The organism is Methylobacter marinus A45 (assembly GCF_000383855.1).
Classification (GTDB): Bacteria; Pseudomonadota; Gammaproteobacteria; order Methylococcales; family Methylomonadaceae; genus Methylobacter; species Methylobacter marinus.
On sequence record NZ_KB912877.1, the window covers coordinates 2,386,232 to 2,412,872 of the forward strand.

The 26,641-nt window shown below is 47.4% G+C and carries 27 protein-coding genes and 4 tRNA genes; 15 read left to right on the forward strand and 16 right to left on the reverse strand.

The window, feature by feature from the left end; genetic code table 11:
- Window positions 1-85: 85 nt before the first annotated feature.
- The 12 genes from lipA to METMA_RS0111140 form a co-directional block, all read right to left on the reverse strand.
- Complete coding sequence (lipA, locus tag METMA_RS0111085; RefSeq protein WP_020159165.1) at window positions 86-1,057, reverse strand: lipoyl synthase; 972 nt, start codon at window positions 1,055-1,057, stop codon at window positions 86-88.
- A complete protein-coding gene (gene lipB / locus METMA_RS0111090) occupies window positions 1,054-1,662 on the reverse strand; it encodes a lipoyl(octanoyl) transferase LipB (protein ID WP_020159166.1) in 609 nt (202 codons plus the stop codon). The genes lipA and lipB overlap by 4 nt, the downstream gene beginning before the upstream one ends.
- 106 nt (window positions 1,663-1,768) lie before the next feature.
- Window positions 1,769-2,035: a YbeD family protein gene (locus METMA_RS0111095; protein WP_020159167.1), complete on the reverse strand. Its 267-nt coding sequence runs from the start codon at window positions 2,033-2,035 to the stop codon at window positions 1,769-1,771.
- On the reverse strand, window positions 2,032-2,874 hold the full coding sequence (locus METMA_RS0111100; protein WP_020159168.1) for a D-amino acid aminotransferase: 843 nt from the start codon (window positions 2,872-2,874) through the stop codon (window positions 2,032-2,034). The genes METMA_RS0111095 and METMA_RS0111100 overlap by 4 nt, the downstream gene beginning before the upstream one ends.
- Complete coding sequence (locus METMA_RS0111105) at window positions 2,874-4,040, reverse strand: D-alanyl-D-alanine carboxypeptidase family protein (protein WP_020159169.1); 1,167 nt, start codon at window positions 4,038-4,040, stop codon at window positions 2,874-2,876. Before METMA_RS0111105 ends, METMA_RS0111100 begins: the two co-directional genes overlap by 1 nt.
- A gap of 58 nt (window positions 4,041-4,098) precedes the next feature.
- The gene (locus tag METMA_RS0111110) at window positions 4,099-4,893 is read right to left on the reverse strand and encodes a septal ring lytic transglycosylase RlpA family protein (protein WP_020159170.1); all 795 of its coding nucleotides are present in this window, start codon (window positions 4,891-4,893) and stop codon (window positions 4,099-4,101) included.
- The gene (mltB, locus tag METMA_RS0111115) at window positions 4,886-5,881 is read right to left on the reverse strand and encodes a lytic murein transglycosylase B (protein ID WP_020159171.1); all 996 of its coding nucleotides are present in this window, start codon (window positions 5,879-5,881) and stop codon (window positions 4,886-4,888) included. The genes METMA_RS0111110 and mltB overlap by 8 nt, the downstream gene beginning before the upstream one ends.
- The gene (gene rodA / locus METMA_RS0111120; RefSeq protein ID WP_020159172.1) at window positions 5,881-7,011 is read right to left on the reverse strand and encodes a rod shape-determining protein RodA; all 1,131 of its coding nucleotides are present in this window, start codon (window positions 7,009-7,011) and stop codon (window positions 5,881-5,883) included. Before rodA ends, mltB begins: the two co-directional genes overlap by 1 nt.
- Window positions 7,001-8,845: a penicillin-binding protein 2 gene (mrdA, locus tag METMA_RS0111125; RefSeq protein WP_027147242.1), complete on the reverse strand. Its 1,845-nt coding sequence runs from the start codon at window positions 8,843-8,845 to the stop codon at window positions 7,001-7,003. Before mrdA ends, rodA begins: the two co-directional genes overlap by 11 nt.
- Before the next feature lie 16 nt (window positions 8,846-8,861).
- Window positions 8,862-9,344, reverse strand: coding sequence for a rod shape-determining protein MreD (gene mreD, locus METMA_RS0111130; protein WP_020159174.1), 483 nt, complete (start codon window positions 9,342-9,344; stop codon window positions 8,862-8,864).
- Window positions 9,337-10,272 carry a rod shape-determining protein MreC gene (mreC, locus tag METMA_RS0111135; protein ID WP_020159175.1) on the reverse strand — a complete coding sequence of 312 codons (936 nt, stop codon included), beginning with the start codon at window positions 10,270-10,272 and terminating at the stop codon, window positions 9,337-9,339. Before mreC ends, mreD begins: the two co-directional genes overlap by 8 nt.
- Before the next feature lie 91 nt (window positions 10,273-10,363).
- Complete coding sequence (locus tag METMA_RS0111140; RefSeq protein ID WP_020159176.1) at window positions 10,364-11,410, reverse strand: rod shape-determining protein; 1,047 nt, start codon at window positions 11,408-11,410, stop codon at window positions 10,364-10,366.
- Between the two features lie 126 nt (window positions 11,411-11,536).
- Between METMA_RS0111140 and gatC the strand changes: the two genes are divergently transcribed.
- From gatC to METMA_RS26980, 4 genes are all read left to right on the forward strand, one after another.
- Complete coding sequence (gene gatC / locus METMA_RS0111145; RefSeq protein WP_020159177.1) at window positions 11,537-11,824, forward strand: Asp-tRNA(Asn)/Glu-tRNA(Gln) amidotransferase subunit GatC; 288 nt, start codon at window positions 11,537-11,539, stop codon at window positions 11,822-11,824.
- Between the two features lie 14 nt (window positions 11,825-11,838).
- Window positions 11,839-13,290, forward strand: coding sequence for an Asp-tRNA(Asn)/Glu-tRNA(Gln) amidotransferase subunit GatA (gene gatA / locus METMA_RS0111150; protein ID WP_027147244.1), 1,452 nt, complete (start codon window positions 11,839-11,841; stop codon window positions 13,288-13,290).
- Window positions 13,291-13,301: 11 nt separating this feature from the next.
- On the forward strand, window positions 13,302-14,732 hold the full coding sequence (gatB, locus tag METMA_RS0111155) for an Asp-tRNA(Asn)/Glu-tRNA(Gln) amidotransferase subunit GatB (protein WP_020159179.1): 1,431 nt from the start codon (window positions 13,302-13,304) through the stop codon (window positions 14,730-14,732).
- A gap of 360 nt (window positions 14,733-15,092) precedes the next feature.
- Complete coding sequence (locus METMA_RS26980) at window positions 15,093-15,386, forward strand: hypothetical protein (RefSeq protein WP_156830487.1); 294 nt, start codon at window positions 15,093-15,095, stop codon at window positions 15,384-15,386.
- Window positions 15,387-15,446: 60 nt separating this feature from the next.
- Here the strand turns inward: METMA_RS26980 and METMA_RS0111170 are convergent, their stop codons facing one another.
- The 4 genes from METMA_RS0111170 to hemA all read right to left on the reverse strand — a co-directional run bounded on the left by METMA_RS0111170 (window position 15,447) and on the right by hemA (window position 19,254).
- Window positions 15,447-15,866 carry a Mov34/MPN/PAD-1 family protein gene (locus tag METMA_RS0111170; RefSeq protein ID WP_020159182.1) on the reverse strand — a complete coding sequence of 140 codons (420 nt, stop codon included), beginning with the start codon at window positions 15,864-15,866 and terminating at the stop codon, window positions 15,447-15,449.
- A gap of 40 nt (window positions 15,867-15,906) precedes the next feature.
- The gene (gene prmC / locus METMA_RS0111175; protein WP_020159183.1) at window positions 15,907-16,749 is read right to left on the reverse strand and encodes a peptide chain release factor N(5)-glutamine methyltransferase; all 843 of its coding nucleotides are present in this window, start codon (window positions 16,747-16,749) and stop codon (window positions 15,907-15,909) included.
- A gap of 163 nt (window positions 16,750-16,912) precedes the next feature.
- The gene (prfA, locus tag METMA_RS0111180) at window positions 16,913-17,998 is read right to left on the reverse strand and encodes a peptide chain release factor 1 (RefSeq protein ID WP_020159184.1); all 1,086 of its coding nucleotides are present in this window, start codon (window positions 17,996-17,998) and stop codon (window positions 16,913-16,915) included.
- Window positions 17,995-19,254: a glutamyl-tRNA reductase gene (gene hemA / locus METMA_RS0111185; RefSeq protein WP_027147245.1), complete on the reverse strand. Its 1,260-nt coding sequence runs from the start codon at window positions 19,252-19,254 to the stop codon at window positions 17,995-17,997. Before hemA ends, prfA begins: the two co-directional genes overlap by 4 nt.
- A 298-nt stretch (window positions 19,255-19,552) precedes the next feature.
- On the opposite strand from hemA, the gene METMA_RS0111190 reads away from it, so the two are divergent.
- The 11 genes from METMA_RS0111190 (at window position 19,553) to tuf (ending at window position 26,619) form a co-directional block, all read left to right on the forward strand.
- On the forward strand, window positions 19,553-21,295 hold the full coding sequence (locus METMA_RS0111190; RefSeq protein WP_020159186.1) for a tetratricopeptide repeat protein: 1,743 nt from the start codon (window positions 19,553-19,555) through the stop codon (window positions 21,293-21,295).
- 2 nt (window positions 21,296-21,297) lie between these two features.
- Window positions 21,298-21,891, forward strand: a complete 594-nt coding sequence (gene lolB, locus METMA_RS0111195; protein WP_020159187.1) for a lipoprotein insertase outer membrane protein LolB — start codon at window positions 21,298-21,300, stop codon at window positions 21,889-21,891.
- A complete protein-coding gene (gene ispE, locus METMA_RS0111200) occupies window positions 21,872-22,753 on the forward strand; it encodes a 4-(cytidine 5'-diphospho)-2-C-methyl-D-erythritol kinase (protein ID WP_020159188.1) in 882 nt (293 codons plus the stop codon). Before lolB ends, ispE begins: the two co-directional genes overlap by 20 nt.
- A 4-nt stretch (window positions 22,754-22,757) precedes the next feature.
- Window positions 22,758-22,832 (forward strand) — tRNA-Gln (locus METMA_RS0111205).
- Between the two features lie 41 nt (window positions 22,833-22,873).
- On the forward strand, window positions 22,874-23,827 hold the full coding sequence (locus METMA_RS0111210; RefSeq protein WP_020159189.1) for a ribose-phosphate diphosphokinase: 954 nt from the start codon (window positions 22,874-22,876) through the stop codon (window positions 23,825-23,827).
- 44 nt (window positions 23,828-23,871) lie between these two features.
- Entirely contained in the window at window positions 23,872-24,489 is a 618-nt protein-coding gene (locus tag METMA_RS0111215) for a 50S ribosomal protein L25/general stress protein Ctc (protein WP_020159190.1), read from the forward strand.
- A 4-nt stretch (window positions 24,490-24,493) separates the two neighbouring features.
- The gene (gene pth, locus METMA_RS0111220; RefSeq protein WP_020159191.1) at window positions 24,494-25,060 is read left to right on the forward strand and encodes an aminoacyl-tRNA hydrolase; all 567 of its coding nucleotides are present in this window, start codon (window positions 24,494-24,496) and stop codon (window positions 25,058-25,060) included.
- 69 nt (window positions 25,061-25,129) lie between these two features.
- Window positions 25,130-25,214: transfer RNA gene (locus METMA_RS0111225), tRNA-Tyr, on the forward strand.
- A gap of 18 nt (window positions 25,215-25,232) precedes the next feature.
- Window positions 25,233-25,306: transfer RNA gene (locus tag METMA_RS0111230), tRNA-Gly, on the forward strand.
- 15 nt (window positions 25,307-25,321) lie between these two features.
- Window positions 25,322-25,397 (forward strand) — tRNA-Thr (locus METMA_RS0111235).
- A 31-nt stretch (window positions 25,398-25,428) separates the two neighbouring features.
- The gene (gene tuf, locus METMA_RS0111240) at window positions 25,429-26,619 is read left to right on the forward strand and encodes an elongation factor Tu (RefSeq protein WP_020159192.1); all 1,191 of its coding nucleotides are present in this window, start codon (window positions 25,429-25,431) and stop codon (window positions 26,617-26,619) included.
- The last annotated feature ends 22 nt before the right edge of the window (window positions 26,620-26,641 follow it).

Below are 26,641 nucleotides of genomic sequence, written 5' to 3' on the forward strand. Positions count from 1 at the left end.
GATTAATCGGGTTTTAAATTTCACGTCTTAGGATGAAATATATCGTGCCCTCTTCGTGCCTCTCTATTACGTTTTTGCCGGCTGGTTAATCAGGTGATCCGCTTATAATGGCTTTAGCCTGAGCATCGGCATGGTAAGAGGATCTGACCAACGGGGCGCTGGCAACTTGTTTAAACCCTAGCGTCCTTGCTATGACGCCATATTCTTCAAATTGTTCCGGAGTAATATAGCTTTTAACCGGTAAATGAGCTTTGCTGGGTTGCAGGTACTGGCCCAGCGTCAGCATGGAACAGCCGTGAGCCAGTAAGTCTTTCATGACCTGATGGACTTCGTGCGGTTCTTCTCCCAAGCCGAGCATCAGTCCTGATTTGATCGGCGTTTGGGGGCGGGCCTCACTGTATTTTTGCAGCAGTTGCAAGGAGCCGGAATAATCAGCGCCTGGACGTGCCTGTTGATATAATCTGGGAATTGTTTCCAGGTTATGGTTGAAGACATCGCAGGGGTGTTTTGCCAATATTTCAACGGCCTTGTCCATGCGTCCACGGAAGTCCGGTACCAGAACCTCAATCCTGGTATCGGGCATCAATTGCCGAATCGCTTCGATACAATCGGCAAAGTGTCCGGCTCCCCCGTCTTTTAAATCATCACGGTTGACCGAGGTGATGACAACGTATTTTAAAGCCAGCGACTGAATGGCTTGAGCCAGATGCTGGGGCTCGCCTTTGTCGAGCGCCAGGGGTTTGCCATGGGCGACATCGCAGAAAGGGCAGCGGCGCGTGCATAAATCACCCATGATCATGAAGGTTGCCGTACCGTGTTGAAAGCATTCGGCGAGATTAGGACAGGCGGCTTCTTCACAGACCGTATGCAACCGGTTTTGGCGCAATAATTGTTTTATTCGATTGACTTCCTCGCTGGCGGATATTTTTATGCGTATCCATTCGGGCTTGCGCAAAGTGTTCGGGGCAGGTTCGACTTTAATCGGAATTCTTGCCAGTTTTTCGGCATTGCGTTGATGCGATTCGGGCGTGGAACGGGAAGGCGCTTGATAAGTCATTTGTATATAGCCGTGGTTATAGCCTGAATAACAGGGATGGCGAGCTCGGAATTATTGACAGCAACACCCAGATCGTTCAATTGAGTCACTTCCAGTCCAGCATAGCCGCAAGTGTTGATAGAGTCAAAAGGACTCAGATCCATTTGATTGTTGAAGCTTAATCCATGGTAGCTGCAGTTCTTTTTTATCCGCATGCCGATGGAGCCGATTTTTTTGTCATTGACATATACGCCGGGCGCGTCAATCCGGGCGCGTGCGATAATGCCATAGCCGGCCAAAGTGCCGATCATGGATTGTTCCAGAATCGTTACCAGTTGCCTGACGCCTATTTTCAACCGTTTAAGATCCAATAAAGTATAAACGACCAGTTGTCCGGGGCCATGATAGGTGATCTGGCCGCCCCGGTCGGAATAAATGACCGGAATGTCGCCGGCATTGAGCAGGTGCTCGGGTTTGCCGTTTAAGCCCAATGTATAAACGGGAAAATGTTCCACGATCCATATTTCATCGGCAGTCTCTTCGGTACGATCCTGAGTGAATTGCTGCATGGCCTGCCAAGTCGTTTGGTAATGCTGCAAGCCCAGATTACGTATCGTTATTCGCATAAGATGAGTTTTTTAATGTCGCTCCGATACTTTCCGGTGGAAACATGTCAGTATCGGCATAAAGAGCGAGGGCAGGCGATGCAAGTTCCGGCATTTAAGGCATGGATTATAGCGCCATCAGAATATGCGGGCTGTCTGTCAAGTCCTGATAGATGGCATCCAGTTGCTGCCTGCTGGATGCATCTATGATCACAGTTATAGCCGTGTAATTGCCGCCCTTGCTGGGACGGGACGTTATGGCGCCTTCTTTGATATCGGGGCTGTGACGACGAACAATTTCCACAACCGATACATCAAGGTCCGGGCTGGTTCTGCCCATGACTTTAATAGGAAATTGACAGGGAAATTCTAAAAGTGATTGTTCTTCGCTCATGATTGGGACTGCTTGTAAGCTTGGAAAAGTCGGTTCATGTTCTGCCATACCGGGCCGGGTTTGCCGCCAGACACTTTTTGGTCGTCGAATTCCACAACCGGTATGATTTCACGTGTGGAGCTGGTTAACCAGATTTCGCTGGCTGTTTTTAAGGCCTCTAATGAAATAACCTCTTCACTGTAAGGGATATGGTTTTCCTTGGCGATTTCCAGTATGACGTCACGGGTTATGCCCGGCAATATTTCACTGCTTTTAGGCGGAGTAATCAAGACGCCATCGATAACAGCGAAAATATTGCTTGCCGCGCCTTCGGTTACATAGCCCTCTTTAACTAAAACGGCTTCGGCACAGCCCTGTTCCACGGCCTGTTGCCGAAGCAGAATGTTGGCCAGCAGTGTCGTTGCCTTGACATGGCACAACTCCCAGCGGCTGTCATCCAGGCTCATCGCCTTAACGCCGGAGTCCCGTCCTTCAAACGGCACAATGTTTGAACACATGGCAAAAACAGTGGGCTCGGTCTTTTCCGGGAACGCGTGGTCTCTTTTAGGTGCAACGCCACGCGTAACCTGCAGGTAAATATATTGATCCCTGCTTGAACTCAATAGCGCCGTCAGAATTTCCAGCCATTGCTCGCGGCTGTAGGGGTTGACCAGGCGAATATTGTTCAGGCTGTTTTCCAGTCGCTCCATGTGTTCCTGAAAACGGAATAACTTGCCGCGATACGCCGGAATGACTTCATAAATGCCGTCGCCGAACAAAAAGCCGCGATCCATGACCGATATTTTGGCTTCATTAAGAGGCAGGTATTGTCCGTTTAAATAAACTGTTTTGTTTTCCATTATTTTTCCATCAATAGCAGAGCTTGATCATAAAGTCTTTGCAGAACGTTGCCTTTCTCCACGCTTTTAAGCGCTATCAGTTCTTTAGTAGCGATTAATTCATCTTTCAGCGTGACCGTCACGGTGCCGAGTTTTTGGCCTTCCTTGACAGGGGCGGTAATATTTTTATCAACATTGATTACGGCTTTCAGATCTTGATACTGACGGCGTGGAATAGTGGCAAAAAGATCTTCTGCCAAGCCTAATGGCAGTTCTTTGCTATCGCCTTTCCATATTCTTGCTTCGGTTAAAGGCGTTTGTCCCTGGTAGAGTCGGTGCGATTCGAAAAAACGGAACCCATAATTAAGCAGATTTTGATTTTCATTGGCTCTAATCGTGGCGCTTTTTGTGCCCATGACAATAGAAATCAAACGCATATCATTTCTTAATGCGGACGCTGCAAGACAATAGCCCGCGTCATCGGTAAAGCCGGTTTTAATACCGTCAACCGTTTCGTCTCGCCAAAGCAATTTATTACGATTTTGTTGTTTGATATTGTTATAAGTGAAGTCTTTTTGCGAGAACCAGCGGTAGTAATCAGGAAATTCCTTGATTAATGCTCGGGCCAGAATAGCCAGATCCCGTGCTGTCGTGTAATGATCAGGGCTGGGCAAGCCATCGCTGTTGGTAAAATGACTGTTGACCATGCCCAAGCGCGCCGCATGCTGATTCATCATGTCGGCGAATGTCGTTTCATTGCCGCCCACATGCTCGGCTAAAGCGACGCTGGCATCATTCCCTGATTGAATGATTACGCCATGTAGCAAGTCTTCGATTGAAACCTGTTTATTGACCTCGACAAACATGCGTGATCCCGGTGTTTGCCAGGCTTTTTGGCTAATGGTGACTTTATCGTCAAGATGCAAATGGCCACTGCCGAGTTCCCTGAAGACTACATAGACCGTCATGATTTTAGTGAGACTGGCCGGGGCAAGTTTGACATCGGCGTTATTTTCCGCCAATACCTTGCCGGTAGCAAAGTCTTCCAAAATATAAGCACCTGCATTAACGGTTGGCGCTATCGGGGTCAGAATCCCATCATCTGCTGATATTGCCTGGCAAGCGTTAAGAAGCAAGCCGAAAAAGATAAAAAAGTGGAAGCGGGTATAACTTTTTAGAAACATCATGGTTATTAGGGGTAGAGGGTGGCTCGATAAATCGTGCCTTATTGTACCATGCGAGTTTTTAATTTTGTCTGGTTTCTGTGACAAATTGAGTCTGTGTTATGCCTATTTCTGACAGTTGTTCATTCAGCTTATGAGCACTATCCACGGACTTTATTGGCCCCATTTGAACTTTATAAAGCGTGGAGTTTTTATAGGTCGAGGACAGAATTTCAGGTTGAGGCAGATGATGGGCGACGATTTTATTTTGCAACTTGACCGCTTTTTTTTGGTTGCCGAATGTGCCTAGTTGCAGATAGACCTGTTTTCTCTGTTTGGCCGCGGCTGCCTGTAGTTGGGGCAATGCTTGTTCCGGGGTTAACGCTTTGATTTCGACCATGCCCGTCCCTGTTTTATAAATCCCCAGTTTTTTTGCAGCGGTATAGGATAGGTCCAATACTCTGTTGCCATGATAGGGGCCTCTGTCATTGATGCGGACGATAACGCTGCGCTTGTTTTTCAGATTGGTAACACGGGCGTAGGATGAGATAGGCAACGTTTTGGATGCGGCGGTCATGGCATACATGTCAAAAATTTCACCGTTGGCGGTTTTTTTGCCATGAAACCTCGGTCCGTACCATGAAGCGATGCCGCGTTTCAAGTATTGGGCAATGCGGGGCAGCAGGCTTTCTTGCCGTGATGGCTCTTTATATGATGCTGCGGTATTTTGTTCGACTTCTGGCGGGGATTGATAAAGCCATGGGGTGCTGGTGCTTTCAGAATCCGGCGCCTGTTTAGTGGATTCTATAGTTTCTATCTGTTCCGTAGCGCAGCTGCTGAGAATAAAAAAGGATAGGGACACTATGATTTTATTCATGTATTGAGGCCTTCCTGTCTGAAATGGCTTGGCTTAACTGGTAAACGGCCATGGCGTATAAAGGGCTGTGATTGTAACGGGTGATCACATAAAAATTGTCTAACGCAACCCATAGTTCTTCGCCTTGTTCCTGTTCAAAGGCTAGAAGCTTTATTTTGCTGTCTAAAGGAGTAAGACCGGATGTGTCGATATTGAGATATTCTAGCTCTGCAATTGTTAAGTCTGGCTTAAGGTCGTTATTGAGTACGGTTTTATACTTTTCTCCTTCCGCTTTAACGGGAAAAGCGATAGCTTGTCCCGTTTGCCATTGATGCCGGGCAAAATAATTGGCAATGCTGGCGATGACATCTGCCTTGTTGTGCCAGATATCGCGGCGGTTATCGTTGTCGAAATCGATCGCATAGGTTCTGAAACTGCTAGGCATGAACTGCGGAATGCCCATTGCGCCAGCATAAGAACCGGTCGGATCGAGAGGATTTATATGTTCATCGCGACACAGCAATAAAAAGTTTTCCAGTTCGCCGAGAAAGAATTTGCTGCGAGGAGGATAGGCAAAGGCCAGCGTAGACAGTGCATCAATGACGCGATGATTGCCGGTATTCTGTCCATACAGCGTTTCGACGCCTATGATGGCGACGATGATTTCCGCTGGAACGCCGTATTGCAGTTCGGCAGAGCGCAGGGCCCGCGCATTTTCCCGCCAAAACTCCACGCCGCCGTTAATGCGGGATTCGGTCAGGAAGATATTGCGGTATTTATACCAGGGCAATCCTTCAGCCGGCTTCGAGATGGTTTTCAGTATGTTTTCCTGTATCTCAACCGATTGAAATAACTCATTAAGTTCAGTTTTGTCGAAGTTATGTGTTTGAGTCATTTGCTTGATAAATGCATCCATGCCGTCTGTTTCGTGGATATTGGCTGTACAGGCCGTCGTGGTTAAACAGAGGCTGCTAAACAGGATGCGCGCTAAAGTGTTTTTCAGTTTCATTAGTTCGGCAAGAGCTTTCTATGAGTATGAATGGACATAAGGATACCGAATCCGGCCAGTAACGTCACTATTGATGTGCCTCCGTAACTGATTAATGGCAATGGGACACCTACGACAGGCAAAATCCCTATGACCATACCGATGTTAACGAATACGTATACGAAAAAGGTAAAGGCCAAGCTGCCGGCTAATAACCGGCTATAGGTATCTTGGGCTTGGGAAGCTATATACAGGCAGCGGCCGATAATCAGCAGGTACAGGATCAGCAGTCCCAGGCAGCCGAAAAGTCCGAATTCCTCGGCAAAAACGGCGAAAATAAAATCAGTCGAGCTTTCCGGCAGGAAGTCCAGTTCCGACTGCGTGCTGCCCAGCCAACCTTTGCCGTAGATGCCGCCGGAACCAATGGCTATTTTGGATTGGATAATATGATAGCCTCTGCCCATCGGATCAGCTTCGGGATTTAAAAAGGTCAACACCCGGCCGCGCTGGTAATCATGCATCAAATGCCAAACGACAGGAGTCAATGCAGCCAGTGAAGCGATGATGGCCAAAATGAAGCGCCAGGAAAGGCCGGCAAAAAACAGCACACCAGCCCCGGAACTGGCTACCAGTAAAGACGTACCCAGATCCGGCTGTTTGGCTATTAATAAGGTTGGGATAATAATCAGTACGCCGGCTATGCTAAGTTGTTTCCATTTCGGCGGTAGCGAATGCTCGGCCAGATACCAGGCAATCATCATGGGTGTGGTGATTTTGATCATTTCCGACGGCTGGAAACGAAAAAAACCCAGATCCAGCCATCGTTGCGCACCTTTACCTATCTGTCCCATGATCAGTACGGCAATGAGCAACATGATCCCCAGGCCAAACAGCAAGGCGGAATAGCGCTTAAATTGATAGGGATTGATATGGGCCAATACCGTCATCAATGTGAAAGCCAGTCCGATACGGGCCGCCTGGCGTATCAGTATGCCCGTATCCTGACTGCCGGCACTGTAAAGAACCACGAAGCTGACCATTGAAGCCAGGACCAGCGTGAGAAACAAAGGAATATCGATATGCAGTTTTCTGAGGATATTGCCTAAAGCTGAAGGGGGCTGGAATTGTTCTCTACGGGTTTCAGTTTTCATTCTCGCTCTCTAAAAATTGCTTAATGACTTTCCCGGCGATGGGCGCGGCGACTGAACTGCCATGGCTACCGTTTTCAGCGATGACGGCTACTGCAATTTTGGGATCGTCGGCTGGCGCGAAAGCGATAAACAAGGCATGATCGCGCAGTTTGAATTCAATTTCACTTTCGTTATATCTGGCGTCCTGCTTAATATTAAAAACCTGTGCGGTTCCCGTTTTCCCTCCGATTAGATAATTGATATCCTTGCCGATGCCTTTCGCTGTCCCGCGTTCGCCATGCACTACGCTGACCATGGCATTAATGATGTTATTGATATTGTTCGGTTTAAGCGGAATAGTGCCTTTATGAATTTCCGGGCCATGGGTTGTGGCATCGGAATCAACGATTTTGTCCACTAAAAACGGCGTGACAATCTGGCCTTTGTTAGCCAGGGTTGCGGTGGCTCTGGCGAGCTGCAACGGTGTCACTTGGGTAAACCCCTGACCGATGCCCGTAATCAGCGTTTCGCCAGGATACCAGGACTGTTTTCTATGATTACGCTTCCAGTCTCGGGAAGGCAGTAATCCCGCCTTTTCTCCGACCAGATCAATACCGGTTTTTTCGCCAAAACCAAATTGCTGTAAAAAATCATGCATATTATCTATGCCTAAAGAGGAGGCGAGACTATAAAAATAGACGTCACAGGATTGCATGATCGCGTCGTTCAAATTAACCGAGCCATGGCCCCATTTTTTCCAGTCCCGATAACGATGCTTGACGCCAGGTAGCTGATAAAATCCTGGACAGAAAATTCTGTGTTGGCTGCTTATGGCGTTATATTCAAGTCCTGCCAGGCCTATAAATGGCTTAAGCGTCGAGCCTGGCGGATACAGGCCGCGCAATGCCCGATTGTAAAGCGGTTGCTTATCGGATGATTGCAGTGCCTGATAGGCATCATTACTGATGCCGACAACGAACGGGTTGGGATCGAACCCGGGGCGGCTGACGAATACCAGCACGCCGCCTGTTTTGATCTCAATCGCAACGACGGCACCATTATAGATATCCAGTGCGTCATAGGCGGTTTTTTGCAGATCAATATCCAACGTCAGATAGAGGTTGGCGCCGGATGTCGGCTCCACTGAGTTTACCGTACGGATAGCCCGTGCCTGGGCATTGGTTTCGATTTCCGCATAGCCTGTTTTGCCATGCAATTGTGCTTCATAGCTGTTTTCTATGCCTATCTTGCCAACATGACTTGAGCCTCGGTATTCGGCTACAGGCAGCGACTTGAGCTCGGCTTCGTTGATCCGGCCCATATAGCCGACGACATGAGATGTCAGTTCGGCGTAGGGATAATGCCGAACCAGGTGCACTTGAATATCGACGCCCGGGAAAAAAGGCCGGGCAACGGCAAACTTCGCGAGTTCCTCTTCTGTCATGTTCATTAACAGAGGCGTACTCGTGAAGCGTTTTTCCCGTTTACGCTGTTTTTGATATTGCTGGATTTTCTCATCGGAGATATTGAGCAGCTTTTGCAGACGAAGCAACGTGTCATCCAGGTCGTTGATCTGCTCAGGGATTAGCTCAAGGCTATAAGAAGGCATGTTTTCCGCCAGAATCTTTCCGTTACGGTCATAAATCATGCCTCGGGTTGGTGGTAATGGTTTGATTTTGATGCTGTTATCTTTTGCCATGCTTGAGTAGTGTTCATGGCCGACTATTTGTAAATAGACTAGGCGAACAATCAGGGCAGACGTTAGCAGCAGTATAATAATGAACGCGACAAGAATGCGGCTGAAAAACAGGCGGTTTTCTACTAGGTTATTTTTAATCGTATATGTACGAGACATAACAGCAGTGAGTATCTTATTTAGGCCGCCGTGCAAGGCGAACAAAACGTAATGTCGTATAAACCAATGGCCAGCATAGTGTTCCTGTAATTACAGGAAGCCAGAAAGATGGGTGAAGTTGAGAAGGATGCTGAAGATTTTTTATCCAGAACAGTAGCAGTTGGGACAAAAGCAGACAGAAAAAAATAAACAGCCCTTGTTGAATCAAGGGAAATTGGCGTAGCCGTTTATGAAGTTTAAGACATAGATAAATGACCAATGAATAAGCTAATGCATATTGGCCGAATAACTTGCCCATTAGGACATCAGTAAGCAGGCCGAAGGCCCAAGCATGAAATATACCGACCCGTTCCGGTACGGCCAGTGACCAATAAATCAGAGACAGAAGCACCCAGTCGGGGTTGATCATAGCCATGATGCCCGGCATGGGCGCAATTCTTAAGCTCATCGCTAATACTATGGTCAAAATAATTCGGCCAAAGCCATAGTAGTTATTCATGGGTAGGTGTCTCGGTCTTTTTGTCGTTCGCTGTTGCTTCTGAGGTGAGAGGAATAGGGTTTGTATTGCTCCAGACGATCAATAACTCTCTGTTCCGGTCCAGCATGGCTTTAGGGGTTGCGGTAATGCTGGCAAAAGGTTTGCTGGGTTCTGGGGTGAATTGATCCACAACGGCAACAGGATAGCCTTGTGGAAAAGTGCCTCCTAAACCCGAAGTAATCAGTAAATCGCCAGTCCGGATATCAGCGTTGTTCGGTAAAAAAGGCAGGTTAAGTCGGTTCATTTGCCCGCTGCCTACCGCAATGGTCAGCAGGCCGTTTCGATTAACCTGTACTGGAATGGCATGATTAGGATCGGTGATTAACATAATTTCAGAGCTGAAAGGCAAGCTCCGAATCACTTGTCCAACCACACCGTTGGCATCAAGTACGGGCTGCTGGGGATGTACGCCAAAACGTGTGCCTTTATTGACCTGTACTATGTGTTCATAAGGGCCCGTATTGATCGACAGCAATTCCGCGATCAACACCTGTTCGCCGAGTTTAAATGAATTTTCCAGTAACGCGCGCAGACGGATATTTTCTTTTTCGAGTGCGGCCAGCTTAAGCAGTCGGGTTTGATGGACGAGTTGCTGCTCACGCAATCGCTCATTTTCTTTTTTCAGGGTCGAGTATGAACTAATGGAATTGGAAGCCTGTTCGACCAGAACAGTAGGTAAATCGACCAAGTATTTTATAGGGTCGATTAAAAGAGATAACGTAGCGCGAAGCGGGGCCAGCCGGAGAGTGGTCTGTTCCGTCGCCAGTAAGGCGATGGAGGCAATTACTGCCACTAGCAGGCGGGTATTGATCGATGGACCGGTGGCAAATAAAAGTTTGATGGCGGGTTTCCTCGGCAATTGCTCCTTGCGTTGCTCTATCTCCTGCATCCATGCAGTCATCTTATTAGTTAAAATGAAGCAACCGGGTTTTGGCCGGCCCGGTTTCTGCCAGAATAAACAGTTTAAAGGCTGTGCGTCATTACTCTAATGAAAAGGTTGAGACTCCTTTTTTATCCAGCATTTCCAGAACCATGCCGCCGCCTCTGGCAACACAGGTTAACGGGTCATCGGCAATAAACACCGGCAAGCCAGTTTCTTCCGCGATCAAGCGATCAATGTCTTTCAATAAGGCGCCGCCGCCAGTTAAATAAATGCCGCGGTTGGCAACATCGGCTCCCAGTTCAGGCGGTGTTTGTTCCAATGCCACTTTGACCGCGCCGACAATGCCTGATAGCGGCTCCTGTAACGCTTCCAGGATTTCATTGCTGTTTAAGGCAAAACTGCGCGGGACGCCTTCCGCCAGGTTGCGGCCTTTCACCTCTATTTCCCTGACTTCGCTGCCGGGATAAGCCGTGCCGATTTCAAATTTTATTCTTTCGGCTGTGGATTCACCGATTAGCGTACCGTAATTTCTGCGGACATAGTTGATAATGGCATCGTCAAAACGATCGCCGCCAATGCGGACGGAGTTGGAGTATACGATACCGTTTATGGATATGACCGCTACTTCGGAGGTGCCGCCACCGATATCCAGGACCATCGAGCCCGACGCTTCATCAACGGGCAGGCCTGCGCCGATAGCGGCAGACATGGGTTCTTCTATCAGATAAACCTCGCGTGCACCCGCCATGGCGGCAGACTCGCGGATGGCACGACGTTCAACCTGGGTTGACCCGCAAGGCACACAGATTAAAATGCGCGGGCTAGGTCGCAGCAGTTTGCTTTGATGGACTTTTTCAATGAAAAATCTAAGCATTCTTTCCGTGACGGCAAAGTCGGCGATTACCCCATCTTTTAAAGGACGGATGGCCGTGATATTGCCCGGCGTTCGGCCTAGCATGCGTTTTGCATCTACACCGACCGCTGCGATGGTTTTAGAGCCGCGAATTTTATCTTCTTTGATGGCAACAACGGATGGCTCATTAAGCACGATGCCCTGGCCGGGAATATATATCAGTGTATTAGCGGTTCCTAAATCAATCGAGAGATCATTCGAAAAAAGGCCGCGAATTCTTTTGAAGAACATTTTTTACCTGTGTCCTTTATGGGGAATAAAATTGTATTACTTTATCAATCAAGCGGGTATTTGAGCAAGATATAAAGTATCATATTTATAATAATATAGAATCTCTGAAATTTTGAGGAGTTGATAGTGTCTTTAACGACCGACGATGTGAAAAAAATTGCGCATTTAGCGCGCTTGGGAATTGATGAGTCAGACATTGAGTCCTATGCTCGGGATTTGTCCGGCATGCTGGATTTAATGGCACAGATGAGTGAGTTAAATACCGACAACGTCATACCGATGGCTCATCCGATGGATCAGGTGCAAAGATTAAGGCCCGATATTGTTACGGAACAGGATAACCGCGAGCAGTTCCAGTCTATTGCGCCACAAGTCGAAGCGGGACTTTATCTAGTGCCGAAAGTCATTGAGTAAGGGAATATGCCATGATGAACAATAAGTCAATTGCGGATTTAGCCAAGGGCCTGCGGTCAGGCGAATTTTCAAGCCTGGAACTGACTCAGATGTTTTTGGACAGGATCAAGCGACACGGCTCGCTTAATTGTTATATCACGGTCACCGAAGAGCTGGCTTTACAGGAAGCCAAGGCAGCCGACGCCAGGATCGCCAAGGGCGATGCGATGCTGCTGACCGGCATACCGATCGCACAAAAAGACATTTTTTGCACGCAAGGCGTGAAAACCACCTGCGGTTCTAAAATGCTCGATAACTTCATCGCGCCTTATAATGCCACCGTCATAGAAAAACTCAATCAGGCTGGGGCGGTCATGCTGGGCAAACTCAATATGGATGAATTCGCCATGGGTTCCTCCAATGAGACCAGCTATTACGGTGCAGTTAGAAATCCTTGGGATCGCAATGCCATACCGGGCGGCTCGTCAGGCGGTTCGGCCGCGGCCGTGGCTGCTGGACTGGCTGCCTGCGCGACCGGCACGGATACCGGCGGTTCAATTCGTCAGCCTGCCGCCCACTGCGGCATTACCGGTTTGAAACCGACTTACGGGCGCGTATCGCGCTATGGCATGATCGCTTATGCCTCCAGCCTGGATCAGGGCGGGCCTATGGCGCGTAGCGCCGAGGATGCCGCCATCTTGCTGCAGACGATGGCAGGATTCGATGAGAAAGATTCGACCAGCGTGGATTTACCGGTGCCTGATTATCGGGCTGGGCTGAATAATCCTATTGAAGGTCTCAAAATCGGGTTGCCTAAAGAGTTTTTCGGTGATGGGTTGAGCGGCGATGTGGCCGCCGTTATTGATGCGGCCGTCAATGAGTATCGGAAATTAGGTGCGCAAATCAAGGAAATCTCAATGCCTAATCTGAAACTGGCTATACCGGCTTATTACGTCATCGCTCCTGCCGAATGTTCAGCAAACCTGTCACGCTTCGATGGTGTGCGTTTTGGTTACCGTTGCTCACATCCGACGGATCTTGCTGATTTATATACGCGCTCACGCGGTGAAGGGTTCGGCAAGGAAGTCAAGCGCCGGATTCTGATGGGAACTTATGCCTTGTCGGCCGGTTATTATGATGCCTACTATATTAAAGCGCAAAAAGTTCGACGTTTGATCAGTGAGGAATTTAAAAATGCCTTATCGGAAGTCGATGTGATCATGGGACCGGTAACGCCATCAACTGCATTCGGCATAGGCGAGAAAATAGGCAATCCTATCGAAATGTACTTATCCGATATTTATACCATTGCCATTAATCTCGCAGGCGTGCCGGCCATGTCCGTGCCGGCCGGCATTGTCGACGGTAAGCCGGTAGGCCTGCAGATTATTGGTAATTATTTTGCCGAAGACCGGTTGCTGAATATTGCCCATCAATATCAGCAGGTTACCGACTGGCATCAACAACGTCCCAAAGGTTTTGAGTAAAGGAGCAAATAATGGAATGGGAAGCAGTGATCGGGTTGGAAATTCACACACAACTCGCCACAAAATCAAAAATTTTTTCCGGTGCTTCGACCGCTTATGGGGCGGAACCGAATACACAGGCTTGTGCGGTTGACTTGGGATTGCCGGGTGTTCTGCCGGTCCTTAATCAGGAGGCTGTGCGTATGGCTGTGCTGTTCGGATTGGCTATTGAAGCGGAAATTGCGCCGTATTCTGTTTTTGCCAGAAAAAACTATTTTTATCCTGACTTGCCCAAAGGCTATCAAATCAGTCAGTTTGAATTGCCTATTGTGGGACTTGGACATCTGGATATTGATGCGGACGGCGTCAAAAAACGCATCGGCATAACGCGTGCGCATCTTGAAGAAGATGCCGGCAAATCATTACATGAGGATTTTCATGGCTTGACCGGCATCGATTTAAACCGTGCCGGCACGCCGCTGCTGGAAATCGTGTCCGAACCGGATATGCGTTCGGCGAAGGAAGCGGTCGCATATATGAGAAAGTTGCACGAACTGGTGCGCTACCTGGGGATTTGCGATGGCAATATGCAGGAAGGCTCGTTTCGCTGTGATGCCAATGTGTCGGTTCGGCCAAAAGGCCAGCAGGCTTTTGGTACACGTGCCGAAATAAAAAATATCAATTCGTTCAAATTCGTTGAGAAGGCCATCAATTATGAAATTGAGCGCCAGATAGACCTGATCGAGAGCGGTGGTGCCGTGATTCAGGAAACTCGGCTTTATGATTCAGTCAAGGATCAAACCCGTTCCATGCGCAGCAAGGAAGAGGCTAATGATTACCGGTATTTTCCCGATCCCGATCTGTTGCCCGTGGTTGTCGATGAGGCATTTAAGGCGCAGGTAAAAACCACCATGCCCGAGTTGCCAGATGCGAAAAAACAGCGCTTCAAGGACCAATACGGGTTGGATGAGGAAAGTACCACGATCCTGACTTCTTCGCGTCAGTTGGCTGATTATTTCGAGATTGTTGTGAAAGAATCGGCTTGCGAAGCAAAAATTTGCGCCAACTGGGTAACGGGCGATCTCTTGGCAGCACTCAATCGGGCTGGATTAGAAATTAGCGACTCTCCCGTCAGCCACGAACGACTGGCCGGATTGTTGGCGCGCATCAGCGATAACACGATTTCCGGAAAAATCGCCAAGCAGGTGTTTGAGGAAATGTGGCGGGGCACGGCTTCGGCCGATGAGATTATCGAGGCCAAAGGTTTAAAACAGATTACCGATACCGGTGCAATAGAAGCCATAATCGATAAAATCATTGCCGATAATCCGGGGCAGGTTGAGCAATACCGTAGCGGCAAAGACAAAGTGTTCGGCTTTTTTGTCGGGCAGGTAATGAAAGCGATGCAGGGCAAGGCCAATCCTGGCGAGGTGAATAAAATGCTTAAGGACAAGCTGAAATAAGCGTTGCAGGATGCGATGTGGCAATATTTCGGCAGCAAGATATTAAATCGGTAATAGCCGGGTTATGATCGCTTGTTAGCTAGTGGCTCAATTGGTCGGAAGCCAGTTAATTTCCCCGCGCTGTTTGTTCGCCTATGATGCATTGATCTAGGCTGTCGGCCATCTGTGATGTGGTGGCCGACAGCGGAATGCGGGCAGCCATAATTTCAGCCTTTCTCCGCGAATATAAAGGTGACTGCGTCGGGTCGGGCAGCCGATCGGAAAAACTGGTTGATCGAGGCGCGAAAGCATGCTCGATAGACAGAAGGTCTTTATCCAATCCCAGGAGGTGTTGTAAATGCCCGCCTTCGGTGTAGTTTCATGGTAATGAATAAAGACCCGGATACGGTGCAGATTGGATTCCGAATCCAGCATGTTTTTGTAAACCCAATAGCGAAATTTAAGTTCCCACCAGATGGTCGCTGCATAGTTTGGGGCGGGCGAGGGCGATTCAGGCGACTGACCGAAATCACCGGCCGAGGTATGGTTGTGTCGGATGGCTGTAATCAGGTTGCATTTTTGACTTTGTTTCTCAATAAACTGATCTATCGGCGCAAATGCGCTGTCCAACGCGCGGATCAAAATCTGGATTTCAGCTTTTTAGTTTTGGCATAAAAAGCTAATGTCGCCAATAGCAGCAGTAAAATCAGAATGCGCACGGGCGTTGAGCAAATTTTAGTCTTCGCTCAATGCCATCGCAACTTCCCGCGCGATTTTATGTTCTATCCTAAAGCCGCGCAGTTCTAAAATACCTTTTGTGTTCAATGAAATGATCAAATACACCGCATCTGGATAAGCGGCTAGTTCCAGGTCGGCGGAAGAAGGCTGAGCCGGTGCGGTCGGGTGCGAATGATAAATGGCGAAAAGCTCTTCGCCCTGATTGCGCATGCTGGCCATGGCGGCAATTTGCTGCGATGCATCGAGTTGAAAGCGCTGCCCAGGCTGTTCTGCGACATTGTTTATTGGATAGCAACGAGCTGGCAGGCCATTTTTACTGCTGATAAGCCCGCAGACTTCCTGATCGGGAGATTGTTGTGCAAGATGCAATAATTGATTGGTAATTTTGCGCGGGATGTGGATTTCTTCTTGAAGCATAATTGATGGTCATAAGGTAAAAGTTAAAGTCGGCTGAATCCTACGAATTCCATTGACCGTATGTCACACGCGGCTGTCCGGATAAGTCCTGATAGGTGTGTACCTTATCATAATGCAGGTCTTGAAAAATAGTTTGCACTAGCCGTTGCTGATTATAGCCGTGCTCTATGAGTAGATGCCCGTGTGTTTTCAAACGGCTGCAAGCGCTGTTGACTATGGTCTGGATGGCTTGAAGGCCATGCTGGGCGGCGATCAGGGCTGTTTGTGGTTCAAATCGGACATCGCCTTCCTGCAGATGGCTGTCATCTTCAGCAATATAGGGCGGATTACTGACTATCAGGTCGAACTGTGCATCGGGCACATTGTCAAGCCAGTCGCTCTGCTGAAATCGGATGTTGGTGATGTGATGGAGTTTGGCATTACGCTTCGCTATTTCCAGTGCGGCCGGACTGAAGTCGGTCGCTATGACCTGAGCATGAGGGCGTTCGGCGGCCAGTGTGATAGCGATAATGCCGGAGCCGGTGCCCAGGTCCATGAGTTTGGCGGGTTGGTTGGGTGGTATCAGTTGCAGGCTGAGTTCAATTAGCAATTCGGTATCCGGACGCGGAATCAGGACATCAGGCGTGACCTGAAAGTCGCGTGACCAGAACTCCCGGTGACCAGTGAGGTAAGCAACAGGCATGCCCTTTCGTCGCTCTTCAATCAGTGCCTTAAACTGTTTCAGTTGTGTCGCTTCCAATTGTTTGTCGGGCCAGGCGCGCAGATGGGAGCGGTCTTTTTGAAGCACTTGGCATAGTAATATTTCGGCATCCAGTAAAGCGGATTCGGAGATGGAGGCTAATGTACTGGCGGATTCTGCCAGCGCGGATTTAATGCTGTGCATTCAGTTTAGAGAGTGTGAAAATATTTAATTTATAAGGATTTAATCAAGAAGAGCACGAAGTCTTACGGTATTGATTAATTTAATTTTCTTCTTAGTGCTCTTCGTGATCTTAGTGGTGAATGAGGCTTTTTATGACGTTTTCACTCATTCTTCCACAGTCTCTTTAGTCTTCGCCCAGTTGAGTCAACAGTTCGGACTGGTGCTCGCTGATCAGTGGCTGAATGACCTGTTCCAGGCCACCCTGCATAATGTCGTCAAGTTTATAAAGAGTCAAATTGATTCTGTGATCGGTTATCCTGCCTTGCGGATAGTTATAAGTGCGAATACGCTCGGAGCGATCGCCGCTGCCGACTTGCAGTTTTCGCGTCGCTGCCTGTTCGGCATGGTGTTTTTCCTGTTCGGCGGACAATAGACGTGATTGCAGCAAGGACATCGCTCTGGCGCGGTTTTTGTGTTGAGAGCGTTCGTCCTGGCATTCGACCACGACCCCGGACGGAATATGTGTAATGCGTATAGCTGATTCGGTCTTATTAATGTGCTGTCCGCCAGCGCCGGAGGAGCGGAAGGTGTCGATGCGCAGGTCGGCCGGGTTGATATCGATGGCATCGATTTCCTCGGCTTCGGGCATGACGGCAATCGTGCAGGCGGAGGTGTGGATTCTCCCTTGCGATTCGGTTTCAGGCACGCGTTGCACGCGGTGCGCTCCGGATTCGAATTTTAGCTGAGAGTACACGTCCTGTCCGGAAACACGGAGGATGATTTCTTTGTAGCCACCGTGATCGCCGGGGCTTTCGCTGATAATTTCGGTTTTCCAGCCTTGTCTTTCGGCGTAACGTTGATACATGCGAGCCAAGTCGCCTGAGAATATGGCAGCTTCATCGCCGCCGGTTCCCGCTCGGATTTCCAGGAAAATATTGCGGTTATCGTTGGGATCTTTGGGCAGCAATAGAATTTGCAGTTCATGTTCCAGAGTTTCTATCAGGTTTTCAGCGTCGATAACTTCTTCCTTGGCCATTTCTCGGAGTTCCGGATCGCTATCATTGGCCATTTCTTTGGCGGATGCTCGCATTTCCTGCGCATTCTGATAACGTTTGTAACAATCCACGAGCGGGTTGATCTGGGCGTACTCCTGGCTTAGCGAGCGAAATTTATTTTGATTGTTTTGAACTTCAGGTTCGGAAAGCAATGCTGCAATCTCGTCGTAGCGTTCGCACAAGTTTTCGAGTTTATGTTGTATGGATGATTTCATTGAGTTTTTTTCAATTTAAAAATTTCACGCGCTGCGGCAACCAAGTCGTGTCTTTCGTTCTCGCCGGCTTCTCTGATTTGTATGCTGGGTGTGTGAATCAGCTTATTGGTCAAGCTGTGAGCAAGCCGATTCAGTACTTCTTCGGGTGGAATGCCATTTTTCAGTAGCGCTAACGCTTTTTGCAGGGCTTCATCACGTGTTCGTTCCGCTTGGCTGCGATAGTCTCGGATTGTCGACTGAGCGCCTTGTGACCGTAACCAGGCTAAAAAGTAGCCAACCTGCGTGTCGATGATTTCTTCTGCCTGTTCGGCCGCCTGGCGGCGCGAGTTCATGTTCTGGTCGATGGTATTTTGCAGGTCGTCAATCGTGTAAAGATACACATCACTGAGTTGTTCGACTTCAGCTTCAATGTCGCGCGGAACAGCCAGATCCACCATGAATATAGGCTTGTGCTTGCGTTTTTTAATCGCGCTTTCAACGCGACCCTTGCCAAGAATGGGCAATTGACTGGCTGTCGATGAGATAACAATGTCCGCTTCGGCCAAGTGTGTGGGCAATTCGGATAAGGCAATGGCATAACCGTTAAACTGCGAAGCTAAGGTGTGAGCTTTATCATATGTGCGATTGGCAACAATAATGCGGCCTATGCCCTGTTGTGACAGGTGGCGAGCCGCCAATTCGATGGTTTCTCCAGCTCCGATCAGCAAGGCGGTCTGCTCGCTGAGCTTGTCAAAAATTTGCTGTGCCAATTGGACTGCTGCAAAAGCGACCGAGACCGGGCTGGAACCGATGGCGGTATCGGTGCGGACTTTTTTGGCGGCTGAAAACGTGTGCTGAAATAATTTGCCTAACTGTTTACCTAAAGTTCCAGCTTCATAAGCGGTCTGGTAGGCCGTTTTCATTTGACCGAGAATTTGTGGTTCGCCTAGTATCATTGAATCCAGGCCGCATGCTACCCGAAACATGTGTCGAATTAACTGACTATCAGTATGGCAGTAAAGGTAGGGTGTAAATTCAGCAGGATTAATGTTTCTGCTTTTGGCAACCCAATCAATCAGGGTCTGTTTGTTTGCCGTGGTTGATTTGCAGTAAAACTCGGTTCGGTTACAGGTTGAAAGAATCGCGGCTTCACTGATGTCTTTCAGCTTCCATAGCTCCAATAGTGATGATCCCAGGATTTCGGCAGGGAATGCCAGGCGCTCCCGGATGGAAACCGGCGCGGTATTGTAATTAATCCCTACTGCAAGAAGTGTCATGGTGTTGATGGTTAAGAGTTAGTATATTTTATAACATTATAATAATATTTTTATACAGTGATCTTTTTATCCTGACGCTGACTTGGGCGGACAGGAACTTTGCTTTAGCCAGCGCGTCCACAGCTTTACAAGTTTACTGAGAGCCGATGGCGTTTAGGAAAATTCAAAGTATATTATGTGGATGTATTCTAAGAAATATAATAGCTTTATCCAAATGGAATAAATCAGCTGTCCGAATCAACTGGTTTTTCTGATAATCTATAGCTTATATGTATTGAGTGATAAATAGGACGATTGCGTGGTAATTTTTAGATTGTTTTCAGTGCTAACTCTGGTCTTGCTTAATGGTTGCGCCGCACCCGCTAAACAAAATGCGCAGGAAGAATTCGTTAAGCCGGTCAGAATATCCCAGGTAAAGGGAGAGGGTCAGTCTAGCGATACAAAAACGGATATCGATCCTGACGTGCTGTATATGTTGTTGACGGCAGAGCTTGCGGGGCAAAGAGGGCAGTACGAGATTGCGCTGGAAGGCTATATGGAGGCCGCCAAGCGGGTCCAGGATCCGCGGTTTGCTGAAAGAGCTGCAAAGATTGCTATGTACATGAAAGATAGTGATAAAACGAAGGAGGCCATTTCCTTATGGCTGGCTCAGGATCCTGACAATATGACTGCCAGAAAAATTGCTGCATTATCAGCTTTAAGGTCAGGTGATAAACAAGCTGCTATTGAGCATTTGGATAAATTGCTGATTATTGACCCTGCCGGTTTTGAGAGTTCCATGCTGGAATTGGGGTCTGTGCTGGAAAAAGAGAATAAGGTTGCCTTTCAGTACGATGTGTTGGATTCATTGGTTTTGCGGCATCAGGACCAAGCTGTAATTTATTTTGTACAATCATTATTAGCTATGCAAATGAAAAATAGTGATCTGGCTGAAATGAAGATACAGCAGGCCTTAGATGTACAGCCAGACTGGGATAAGGCACAGATATTTCAGGCCCAGATAGCCGTGTTTTCAGGTGAATTAAATAAAGCGGTTGCGCTTTTGGAGAAGGCTTCCGCTAAATATCCGGAAAACAACAAAATTAAAAAGCTGTTGGCTCAGGTTCTGATTAAAGAGGCAAAATACGAAGAGGCGGGAGATGTTTATCAAGCTGTGATCGCGGCAAATCCAAAAGATGCTGAAAGCCAGTTTGCCTTGGCATTGATAAATTTGCAATTGGACAGAGAGAGTAAGGCTGAGGAGATTTTCAAAAAACTAGTGGACCAGCCTGAGTGGCACTCTCAAGCTAGTTTCTATTTGGGAAAAATGGAAGAAAAGCGCGGGAATACCGAAAAGGCGCTGGCTTGGTTTGATAAAGTAAAGGATGGGCCGTTTGTCTTTGAGGCGGCAATTTCTGCAATTTCATTGCTAGCAAAAGATAATCAATTTAATGAAGCGAGCTCTCGATTAGATGTGTTGCAGAGTCAATTTCCAAAGCAAAAGCTACGCCTCATTCTTATACAGGCAGAGCTGTACAGTCAGCAAAAGCGTTATGAGCAAGCATTTGATTTGTTAACTGATGCGTTGGCGATTATGCCTGATCAGAAAGAATTGTTATATAGCCGGGCATTGATGGCTGAGCGGCTCAATCAATTAGAAATATTAGAGGCCGATCTAAAGAAAATATTAAGCGAAGATCCTGATAATGCAGAAGCGCTAAATGCTTTGGGATATACCCTGGTGGAGAAAACTGATCGTTATGCAGAAGCGGAGAAATATCTGGAGCAAGCGCTCAGGCTGAAGCCTGATGAGGCAGTGATCATGGATAGCTATGGGTGGTTGAAGTTCAAGCAGGGAGATGTCAAGCAAGCTTTGCTTTATCTTCAGCAGGCATACGACAAGCGGCAGGAGGGCGAGATAGCTGCGCATCTTGCTGAAGTTTTATGGTTTATGAACAGAAAGGTTGAGGCCAGGAAAATATTTACTAAAGCAATTAAAGATGCACCCAAAGATGAAAGTCTATTGGATTTTCAAAAAAGAATATTAAATGCTGCGGAATAATCGTGTCATATTTTAAGGGAAAACTGCTTGTTTTCAGTTGCCTGGTTTTTCTGATGCCGTCTTGTACGGTTGTGCCTGTCGAGCCTGGTGCATATTATTCAAGAGCTGCAAAAGCACATCTTTATGAGCTAAAGCAATGGGCATTTGATGGGCGGTTGGCGGTATCCGGGGTGAATGATTCTTGGTCGGCAAATATAAGTTGGGTGCACGCTCCGGGCGAGGATAAGATAAGGTTATCTGGGCCTTTAGGGCAGGGCGCCATGTATATTCGGTTACTAGATGACTTCGTTATTTTAGATCGTGGTGATGGTAAGGTGGAATCTTCGGCGCATTCGGAAGAGTTTATTAATCAACAGTTGGGCATGTTTGTGCCTGTGCATTCATTGCGTTATTGGGTGGTTGGTTTGCCCGAGCCTTCCAGAAAATTTGAGGAGACCGGTAATGGTTTTAAGCAGGCAGGTTGGCAAAGTGAATATAAAGAAATGCAGCGTGCCAGCGATGAAATTATGCCGCGCAAAATTACAATAACGAATAATCAGGTCAAGTTAAAGTTAATCGTAGATCAATGGAATTTAAATGACGCAAAAGCAAAGTAGTCAGTCCGCATGGGCGGAGAGATGGCCTGCGCCGGCAAAAATCAATTTAATGTTGAGAATTATTGGTCAAAGAGATGATGGATATCATTTATTGCAGACCGTGTTTCAGTTTGTGGATTTATGCGATTGGATAACATTTCATTCAGTTGATAACGAACGAGTGAGTTTGTATAAAGCGATCCCCGGTGTTCCAGAAGAAGATGATTTAACGATTAGAGCGGCCAATCTGCTAAAAGCAGAAACCGGGTATGCTCGTGGAGTATGCATTCAAGTAGAAAAAAATTTGCCTATGGGAGGGGGGTTGGGTGGTGGCAGTTCTGATGCGGCTACTACTTTAATTGTACTGAATGAGTTGTGGGGGCTAAGGTTACCAGCTGACAAATTAATGAAATTAGGGTTGTCCTTGGGTGCGGACGTGCCAGCGTTTTTGTATGGATATTCTTCATGGGCGGAAGGGGTTGGTGAAAGGCTTGAAAAAATAAATATCCCAGAACAATGGGTTGTTATTATTAAACCTGATTGTCATGTGAATACAAAAGAAATATTTTTGGCAAAAGATTTGACACGGAATAGCAAATCGATCACAATAAACGACTTTATAGCAGGTCAGCACCAAAATGATTGTCTTGATGCTGTCCGTAAGCGTTACCAGTCTGTTAAAGATGCTTTGGTTGATTTGTCTAGATATTCTGAGGCAAGGCTAACCGGGACGGGGGCTTGTGTTTTTGCACTGTTTGATTCGGAAATTGCTGCGATCAGTGCCTGTGATTCTCTTCGAGATAAGTGGCAGGTCTATCTGGCTAAAGGGGTCAATGAGTCGCCTTTGTTTTCAAAGCTGAAGTTTGGTAAGTATATATCTTGATTATTGGGCCGTCGCCAAGCGGTAAGGCACGGGGTTTTGATCTCCGCATACCAAGGTTCGAATCCTTGCGGCCCAGCCATTTACCTCCGCTAAGTTAAATTTCAGTTTGGGAGTGCTTGAATGAGTGACACCTCTATGATGGTGTTTTCTGGAAATGCTAACCTGGCTTTGTCTGAAGGGATAGTTAGAAAGCTCAATATGCGCCTCGGCATGGCTACCGTCGGTAGATTTAGCGACGGTGAGGTTGCGGTAGAGATAGAGGAAAATGTCCGTGGTAAAGATGTTTTCGTCATTCAGCCCACCTGTTCTCCTACCAATGAAAACTTAATGGAATTGCTAGTGATGATTGATGCGCTCAAGAGAGCGTCCGCATCACGGATTACCGCTGTCATGCCTTATTATGGCTATGCACGGCAGGATAGGAGGTCTCGGTCAGCGCGAGTGCCTATTAGTGCTAAGCTGGTTGCTAAAATGATTGAGCAGGCGGGTGCAAGTAGGGTATTGACTGTTGATTTGCACGCTGACCAGATTCAGGGTTTTTTTGATATACCAGTTGATAACGTATATTCATCGCCTATTCTCCTTGGTGATGTTTGGCGGCAGAAGTATAAGGACTTGATTGTGGTCTCGCCGGATGTGGGTGGCGTGGTTAGGGCGCGTGCGCTGGCTAAGCGACTGGATGATGCGGATTTAGCAATTATTGATAAACGCAGACCAAAAGCTAATGTTGCGGAGGTTATGCATATTATCGGTGATGTTAATGGGCGCACTTGTGTCTTGATTGATGATTTGGTTGATACTGCAGGGACTCTGTGTCATGCGGCGGATGCACTGAAAAAGCATGGGGCAATAAAAGTGGTTGCTTACTGTACGCATGCGGTTCTTTCTGGGAAGGCTATGAAAAATCTCTATGGTTCAGAGCTTGATGAGTTGGTGGTTACTGATACTATACCATTGAGTGAAGAGGCTATTAGCCTGGGAAAGATAAGGCAGTTGAGTGTTGCTGAGATGTTGGCTGAAACTATTAGGCGCATAGCGGTGGGTGAGTCAGTCAGTTCGCTTTATGTAGATTGATATAATTTTTTTGTGCTTGAGAAGGCGCGGAGTTGAGAGGAAAAATGTCTAACGTATTTGAGTTTGTTGCCGAAAGTCGTAAGCAGTCAGGTAAAAACGCAGCTAGAAGCGTGCGTCGTCAAGGTAATGTGCCTGCGGTAATATACGGTGGGCATGGTGAGCCTCAAATGTTGGTGTTGAGTCATAATGAGGTTGTCAAGCATCTTGCTCATGAGGCGGTTTATTCACATGTTCTTGATGTTACAATCGATGGAAAGAAAGAGAAGGCTATTTTAAAAGGTGTTCAGCGTCATCCTGCTAAAGTTCAGGTTTTGCACTTGGATTTTATGCGTGTCAGCATGTCGGAATCTCTAAAGGTGCATGTTCCTTTGCATTTTATCAACGAAGATACTTCCGTTGGTGGAAAGAAGGGCGGGGTTGCTACTCATTCAATGGTTGACGTGGAAGTGTCATGCTTACCTGCGGCTCTGCCAGAGTATATTGAGGTGAATCTGGCAAATTTAGATATTGGCGAGTCGGTTCATCTTTCTGATCTGGTTTTGCCGGCAGGTGTGGAAATTATTGCGTTGGCGCAAGGTCCGGAGCACGATCTTCCTGTTGTATCGATGATGGCTTCAAAAACCAGTAAGGAAGAAGAAGTTTCTGAAGAGGCTTCAGAATAAGAAAGTGATTAAGCTTATAGTTGGCCTGGGAAATCCGGGGCGGCAATACGAAAAAACCCGGCATAATGCTGGGTTTTTGTTTTTAGATGTTCTGGCTTCTGAGTTGGGGTGTGTTTGGTTAAATGAACCTAGGTTTCAGGGGATGTTTTCAGAGGCTCTTATTGCTGCTGAAAAGGTAATGCTTTTAAAGCCGGGTGTCTTTATGAATCTTAGCGGACAATCTGTAGGTAAGGTTGCGCGGTATTATAAGTTGGCTGCAGAAGAGATTCTGGTTGTTCATGATGAGTTAGACTTGAACGCTGGTATTGTAAGGCTTAAGGCTGGTGGTGGTCATGGTGGTCATAATGGGTTAAAAGATATTATGGCTCATCTGGGCTCGAAAGATTTTTATCGATTGAGAATAGGCATTGGTCGTCCTGTAGTTGGATGCGCTGTTGTTGACTATGTGTTGTCAGTCCCCTCAAAAAATGAATGGGGATTAATTAAATCTGCAATTGATTTAAGCATTAATTATGTAGATAAACTGGTCGTTGGTGATATGGCGACAGTAATGAATGGTTTGCATTCATAAGTAATAAACTTAAATAAATAGTTGACAGATTATCTTTCTTGCAAGATAATAGTCAGCTTATCCGATATCGGAGGGGTTCCCGAGCGGCCAAAGGGATCAGACTGTAAATCTGCCGGTTCTACCTTCGGAGGTTCGAATCCTCCCCCCTCCACCATCTATTTATAAGAAATCTGCGGGTGTAGTTCAATGGTAGAACTCCAGCCTTCCAAGCTGATCACGTGGGTTCGATTCCCATCACCCGCTCCAAATTTTCTGTGACAGGCCCATATAGCTCAGTAGGTAGAGCACTTTCTTGGTAAGGAAGAGGTCACCGGTTCAAATCCGGTTATGGGCTCCAGTTGTAGTGTTGATTGTTAAAGGTGTATTTAATGGCTAAAGAAAAATTTTCACGTAGCAAGCCACATGTAAACGTAGGCACCATCGGTCACGTTGATCATGGCAAAACCACACTGACAGCAGCCTTGACTAAAGTAATGGCTGAATTGCAAGGTGGAGAAGTCAAAGCCTTTGATCAGATTGATAATGCACCTGAAGAAAGAGCGCGTGGTATTACTATTGCCACTTCGCACGTAGAATATGAATCAGCTACGCGACACTATGCGCATGTGGATTGTCCGGGCCATGCTGACTATGTGAAGAATATGATTACCGGTGCAGCGCAAATGGATGGCGCTATTCTGGTTTGTTCGGCTGCAGACGGTCCCATGCCGCAAACCAGAGAGCACATTCTGTTGTCCAGACAGGTTGGCGTGCCTTACATCGTGGTCTTCCTGAACAAGGCGGACATGGTTGATGATGCGGAGTTGATTGAACTGGTTGAAATGGAAATCAGGGAATTGCTGGATATGTATGAGTTCCCTGGCGATGATACACCGATTATCGTAGGTTCTGCATTAAAAGCCTTGGAAGGTGATGCCAGTGAAATTGGTGTGCCCTCGGTTATTAAATTGGTGGAAGCGCTGGATAGCTATATTCCTGAGCCGGAAAGAGCGGTAGATGGTGCGTTTCTGATGCCGATCGAAGATGTATTCTCAATTTCAGGTCGGGGTACGGTAGTAACCGGTCGTGTTGAGCGTGGCATTATCAAAGTAGGGCAGGAAGTTGAAATTGTCGGTATCAGACCGACCGTTACCACGACCTGTACCGGTGTTGAGATGTTCCGTAAATTGCTGGATCAAGGGCAGGCGGGTGATAACGTCGGTGTGTTGTTAAGAGGCACAAAAAGAGATGAAGTGGAGCGGGGGCAGGTGTTGGCGCATAAAGGCACCATCAAGCCACATTCGCACTTCAATGCAGAAATTTACGTTCTGTCCAAAGATGAGGGCGGTCGCCATACGCCATTTTTTAATGGATACCGTCCACAGTTCTATTTCAGAACCACGGATGTGACTGGGGCGGTTACGTTGCCAGAAGGTGTGGAAATGGTCATGCCTGGCGATAACATCGCTGTTGAAGTGAAACTGATTTCACCAATTGCGATGGAGGAAGGTTTGCGTTTCGCTATTCGTGAAGGCGGGCGTACCGTAGGTGCGGGCGTCGTTTCATCAATAGTTGAATAATATTTCAAATTAGTATAATATT

Bases quoted from the DNA above. Each gene is read 5' to 3' on its own strand.
- lipA (WP_020159165.1), bottom strand. From the start codon at position 1,057: ATGACTTATCAAGCGCCTTCCCGTTCCACGCCCGAATCGCATCAACGC.
- lipB (WP_020159166.1), bottom strand. From the start codon at position 1,662: ATGCGAATAACGATACGTAATCTGGGCTTGCAGCATTACCAAACGACT.
- METMA_RS0111095 (WP_020159167.1), bottom strand. From the start codon at position 2,035: ATGAGCGAAGAACAATCACTTTTAGAATTTCCCTGTCAATTTCCTATT.
- METMA_RS0111100 (WP_020159168.1), bottom strand. From the start codon at position 2,874: ATGGAAAACAAAACAGTTTATTTAAACGGACAATACCTGCCTCTTAAT.
- METMA_RS0111105 (WP_020159169.1), bottom strand. From the start codon at position 4,040: ATGATGTTTCTAAAAAGTTATACCCGCTTCCACTTTTTTATCTTTTTC.
- METMA_RS0111110 (WP_020159170.1), bottom strand. From the start codon at position 4,893: ATGAATAAAATCATAGTGTCCCTATCCTTTTTTATTCTCAGCAGCTGC.
- mltB (WP_020159171.1), bottom strand. From the start codon at position 5,881: ATGAAACTGAAAAACACTTTAGCGCGCATCCTGTTTAGCAGCCTCTGT.
- rodA (WP_020159172.1), bottom strand. From the start codon at position 7,011: ATGAAAACTGAAACCCGTAGAGAACAATTCCAGCCCCCTTCAGCTTTA.
- mrdA (WP_027147242.1), bottom strand. From the start codon at position 8,845: ATGTCTCGTACATATACGATTAAAAATAACCTAGTAGAAAACCGCCTG.
- mreD (WP_020159174.1), bottom strand. From the start codon at position 9,344: ATGAATAACTACTATGGCTTTGGCCGAATTATTTTGACCATAGTATTA.
- mreC (WP_020159175.1), bottom strand. From the start codon at position 10,272: ATGCAGGAGATAGAGCAACGCAAGGAGCAATTGCCGAGGAAACCCGCC.
- METMA_RS0111140 (WP_020159176.1), bottom strand. From the start codon at position 11,410: ATGTTCTTCAAAAGAATTCGCGGCCTTTTTTCGAATGATCTCTCGATT.
- gatA (WP_027147244.1), top strand. From the start codon at position 11,839: ATGAACAATAAGTCAATTGCGGATTTAGCCAAGGGCCTGCGGTCAGGC.
- gatB (WP_020159179.1), top strand. From the start codon at position 13,302: ATGGAATGGGAAGCAGTGATCGGGTTGGAAATTCACACACAACTCGCC.
- METMA_RS26980 (WP_156830487.1), top strand. From the start codon at position 15,093: ATGGTAATGAATAAAGACCCGGATACGGTGCAGATTGGATTCCGAATC.
- METMA_RS0111170 (WP_020159182.1), bottom strand. From the start codon at position 15,866: ATGCTTCAAGAAGAAATCCACATCCCGCGCAAAATTACCAATCAATTA.
- prmC (WP_020159183.1), bottom strand. From the start codon at position 16,749: ATGCACAGCATTAAATCCGCGCTGGCAGAATCCGCCAGTACATTAGCC.
- prfA (WP_020159184.1), bottom strand. From the start codon at position 17,998: ATGAAATCATCCATACAACATAAACTCGAAAACTTGTGCGAACGCTAC.
- hemA (WP_027147245.1), bottom strand. From the start codon at position 19,254: ATGACACTTCTTGCAGTAGGGATTAATTACAATACCGCGCCGGTTTCC.
- ispE (WP_020159188.1), top strand. From the start codon at position 21,872: ATGACGCAAAAGCAAAGTAGTCAGTCCGCATGGGCGGAGAGATGGCCT.
- METMA_RS0111210 (WP_020159189.1), top strand. From the start codon at position 22,874: ATGAGTGACACCTCTATGATGGTGTTTTCTGGAAATGCTAACCTGGCT.
- METMA_RS0111215 (WP_020159190.1), top strand. From the start codon at position 23,872: ATGTCTAACGTATTTGAGTTTGTTGCCGAAAGTCGTAAGCAGTCAGGT.
- tuf (WP_020159192.1), top strand. From the start codon at position 25,429: ATGGCTAAAGAAAAATTTTCACGTAGCAAGCCACATGTAAACGTAGGC.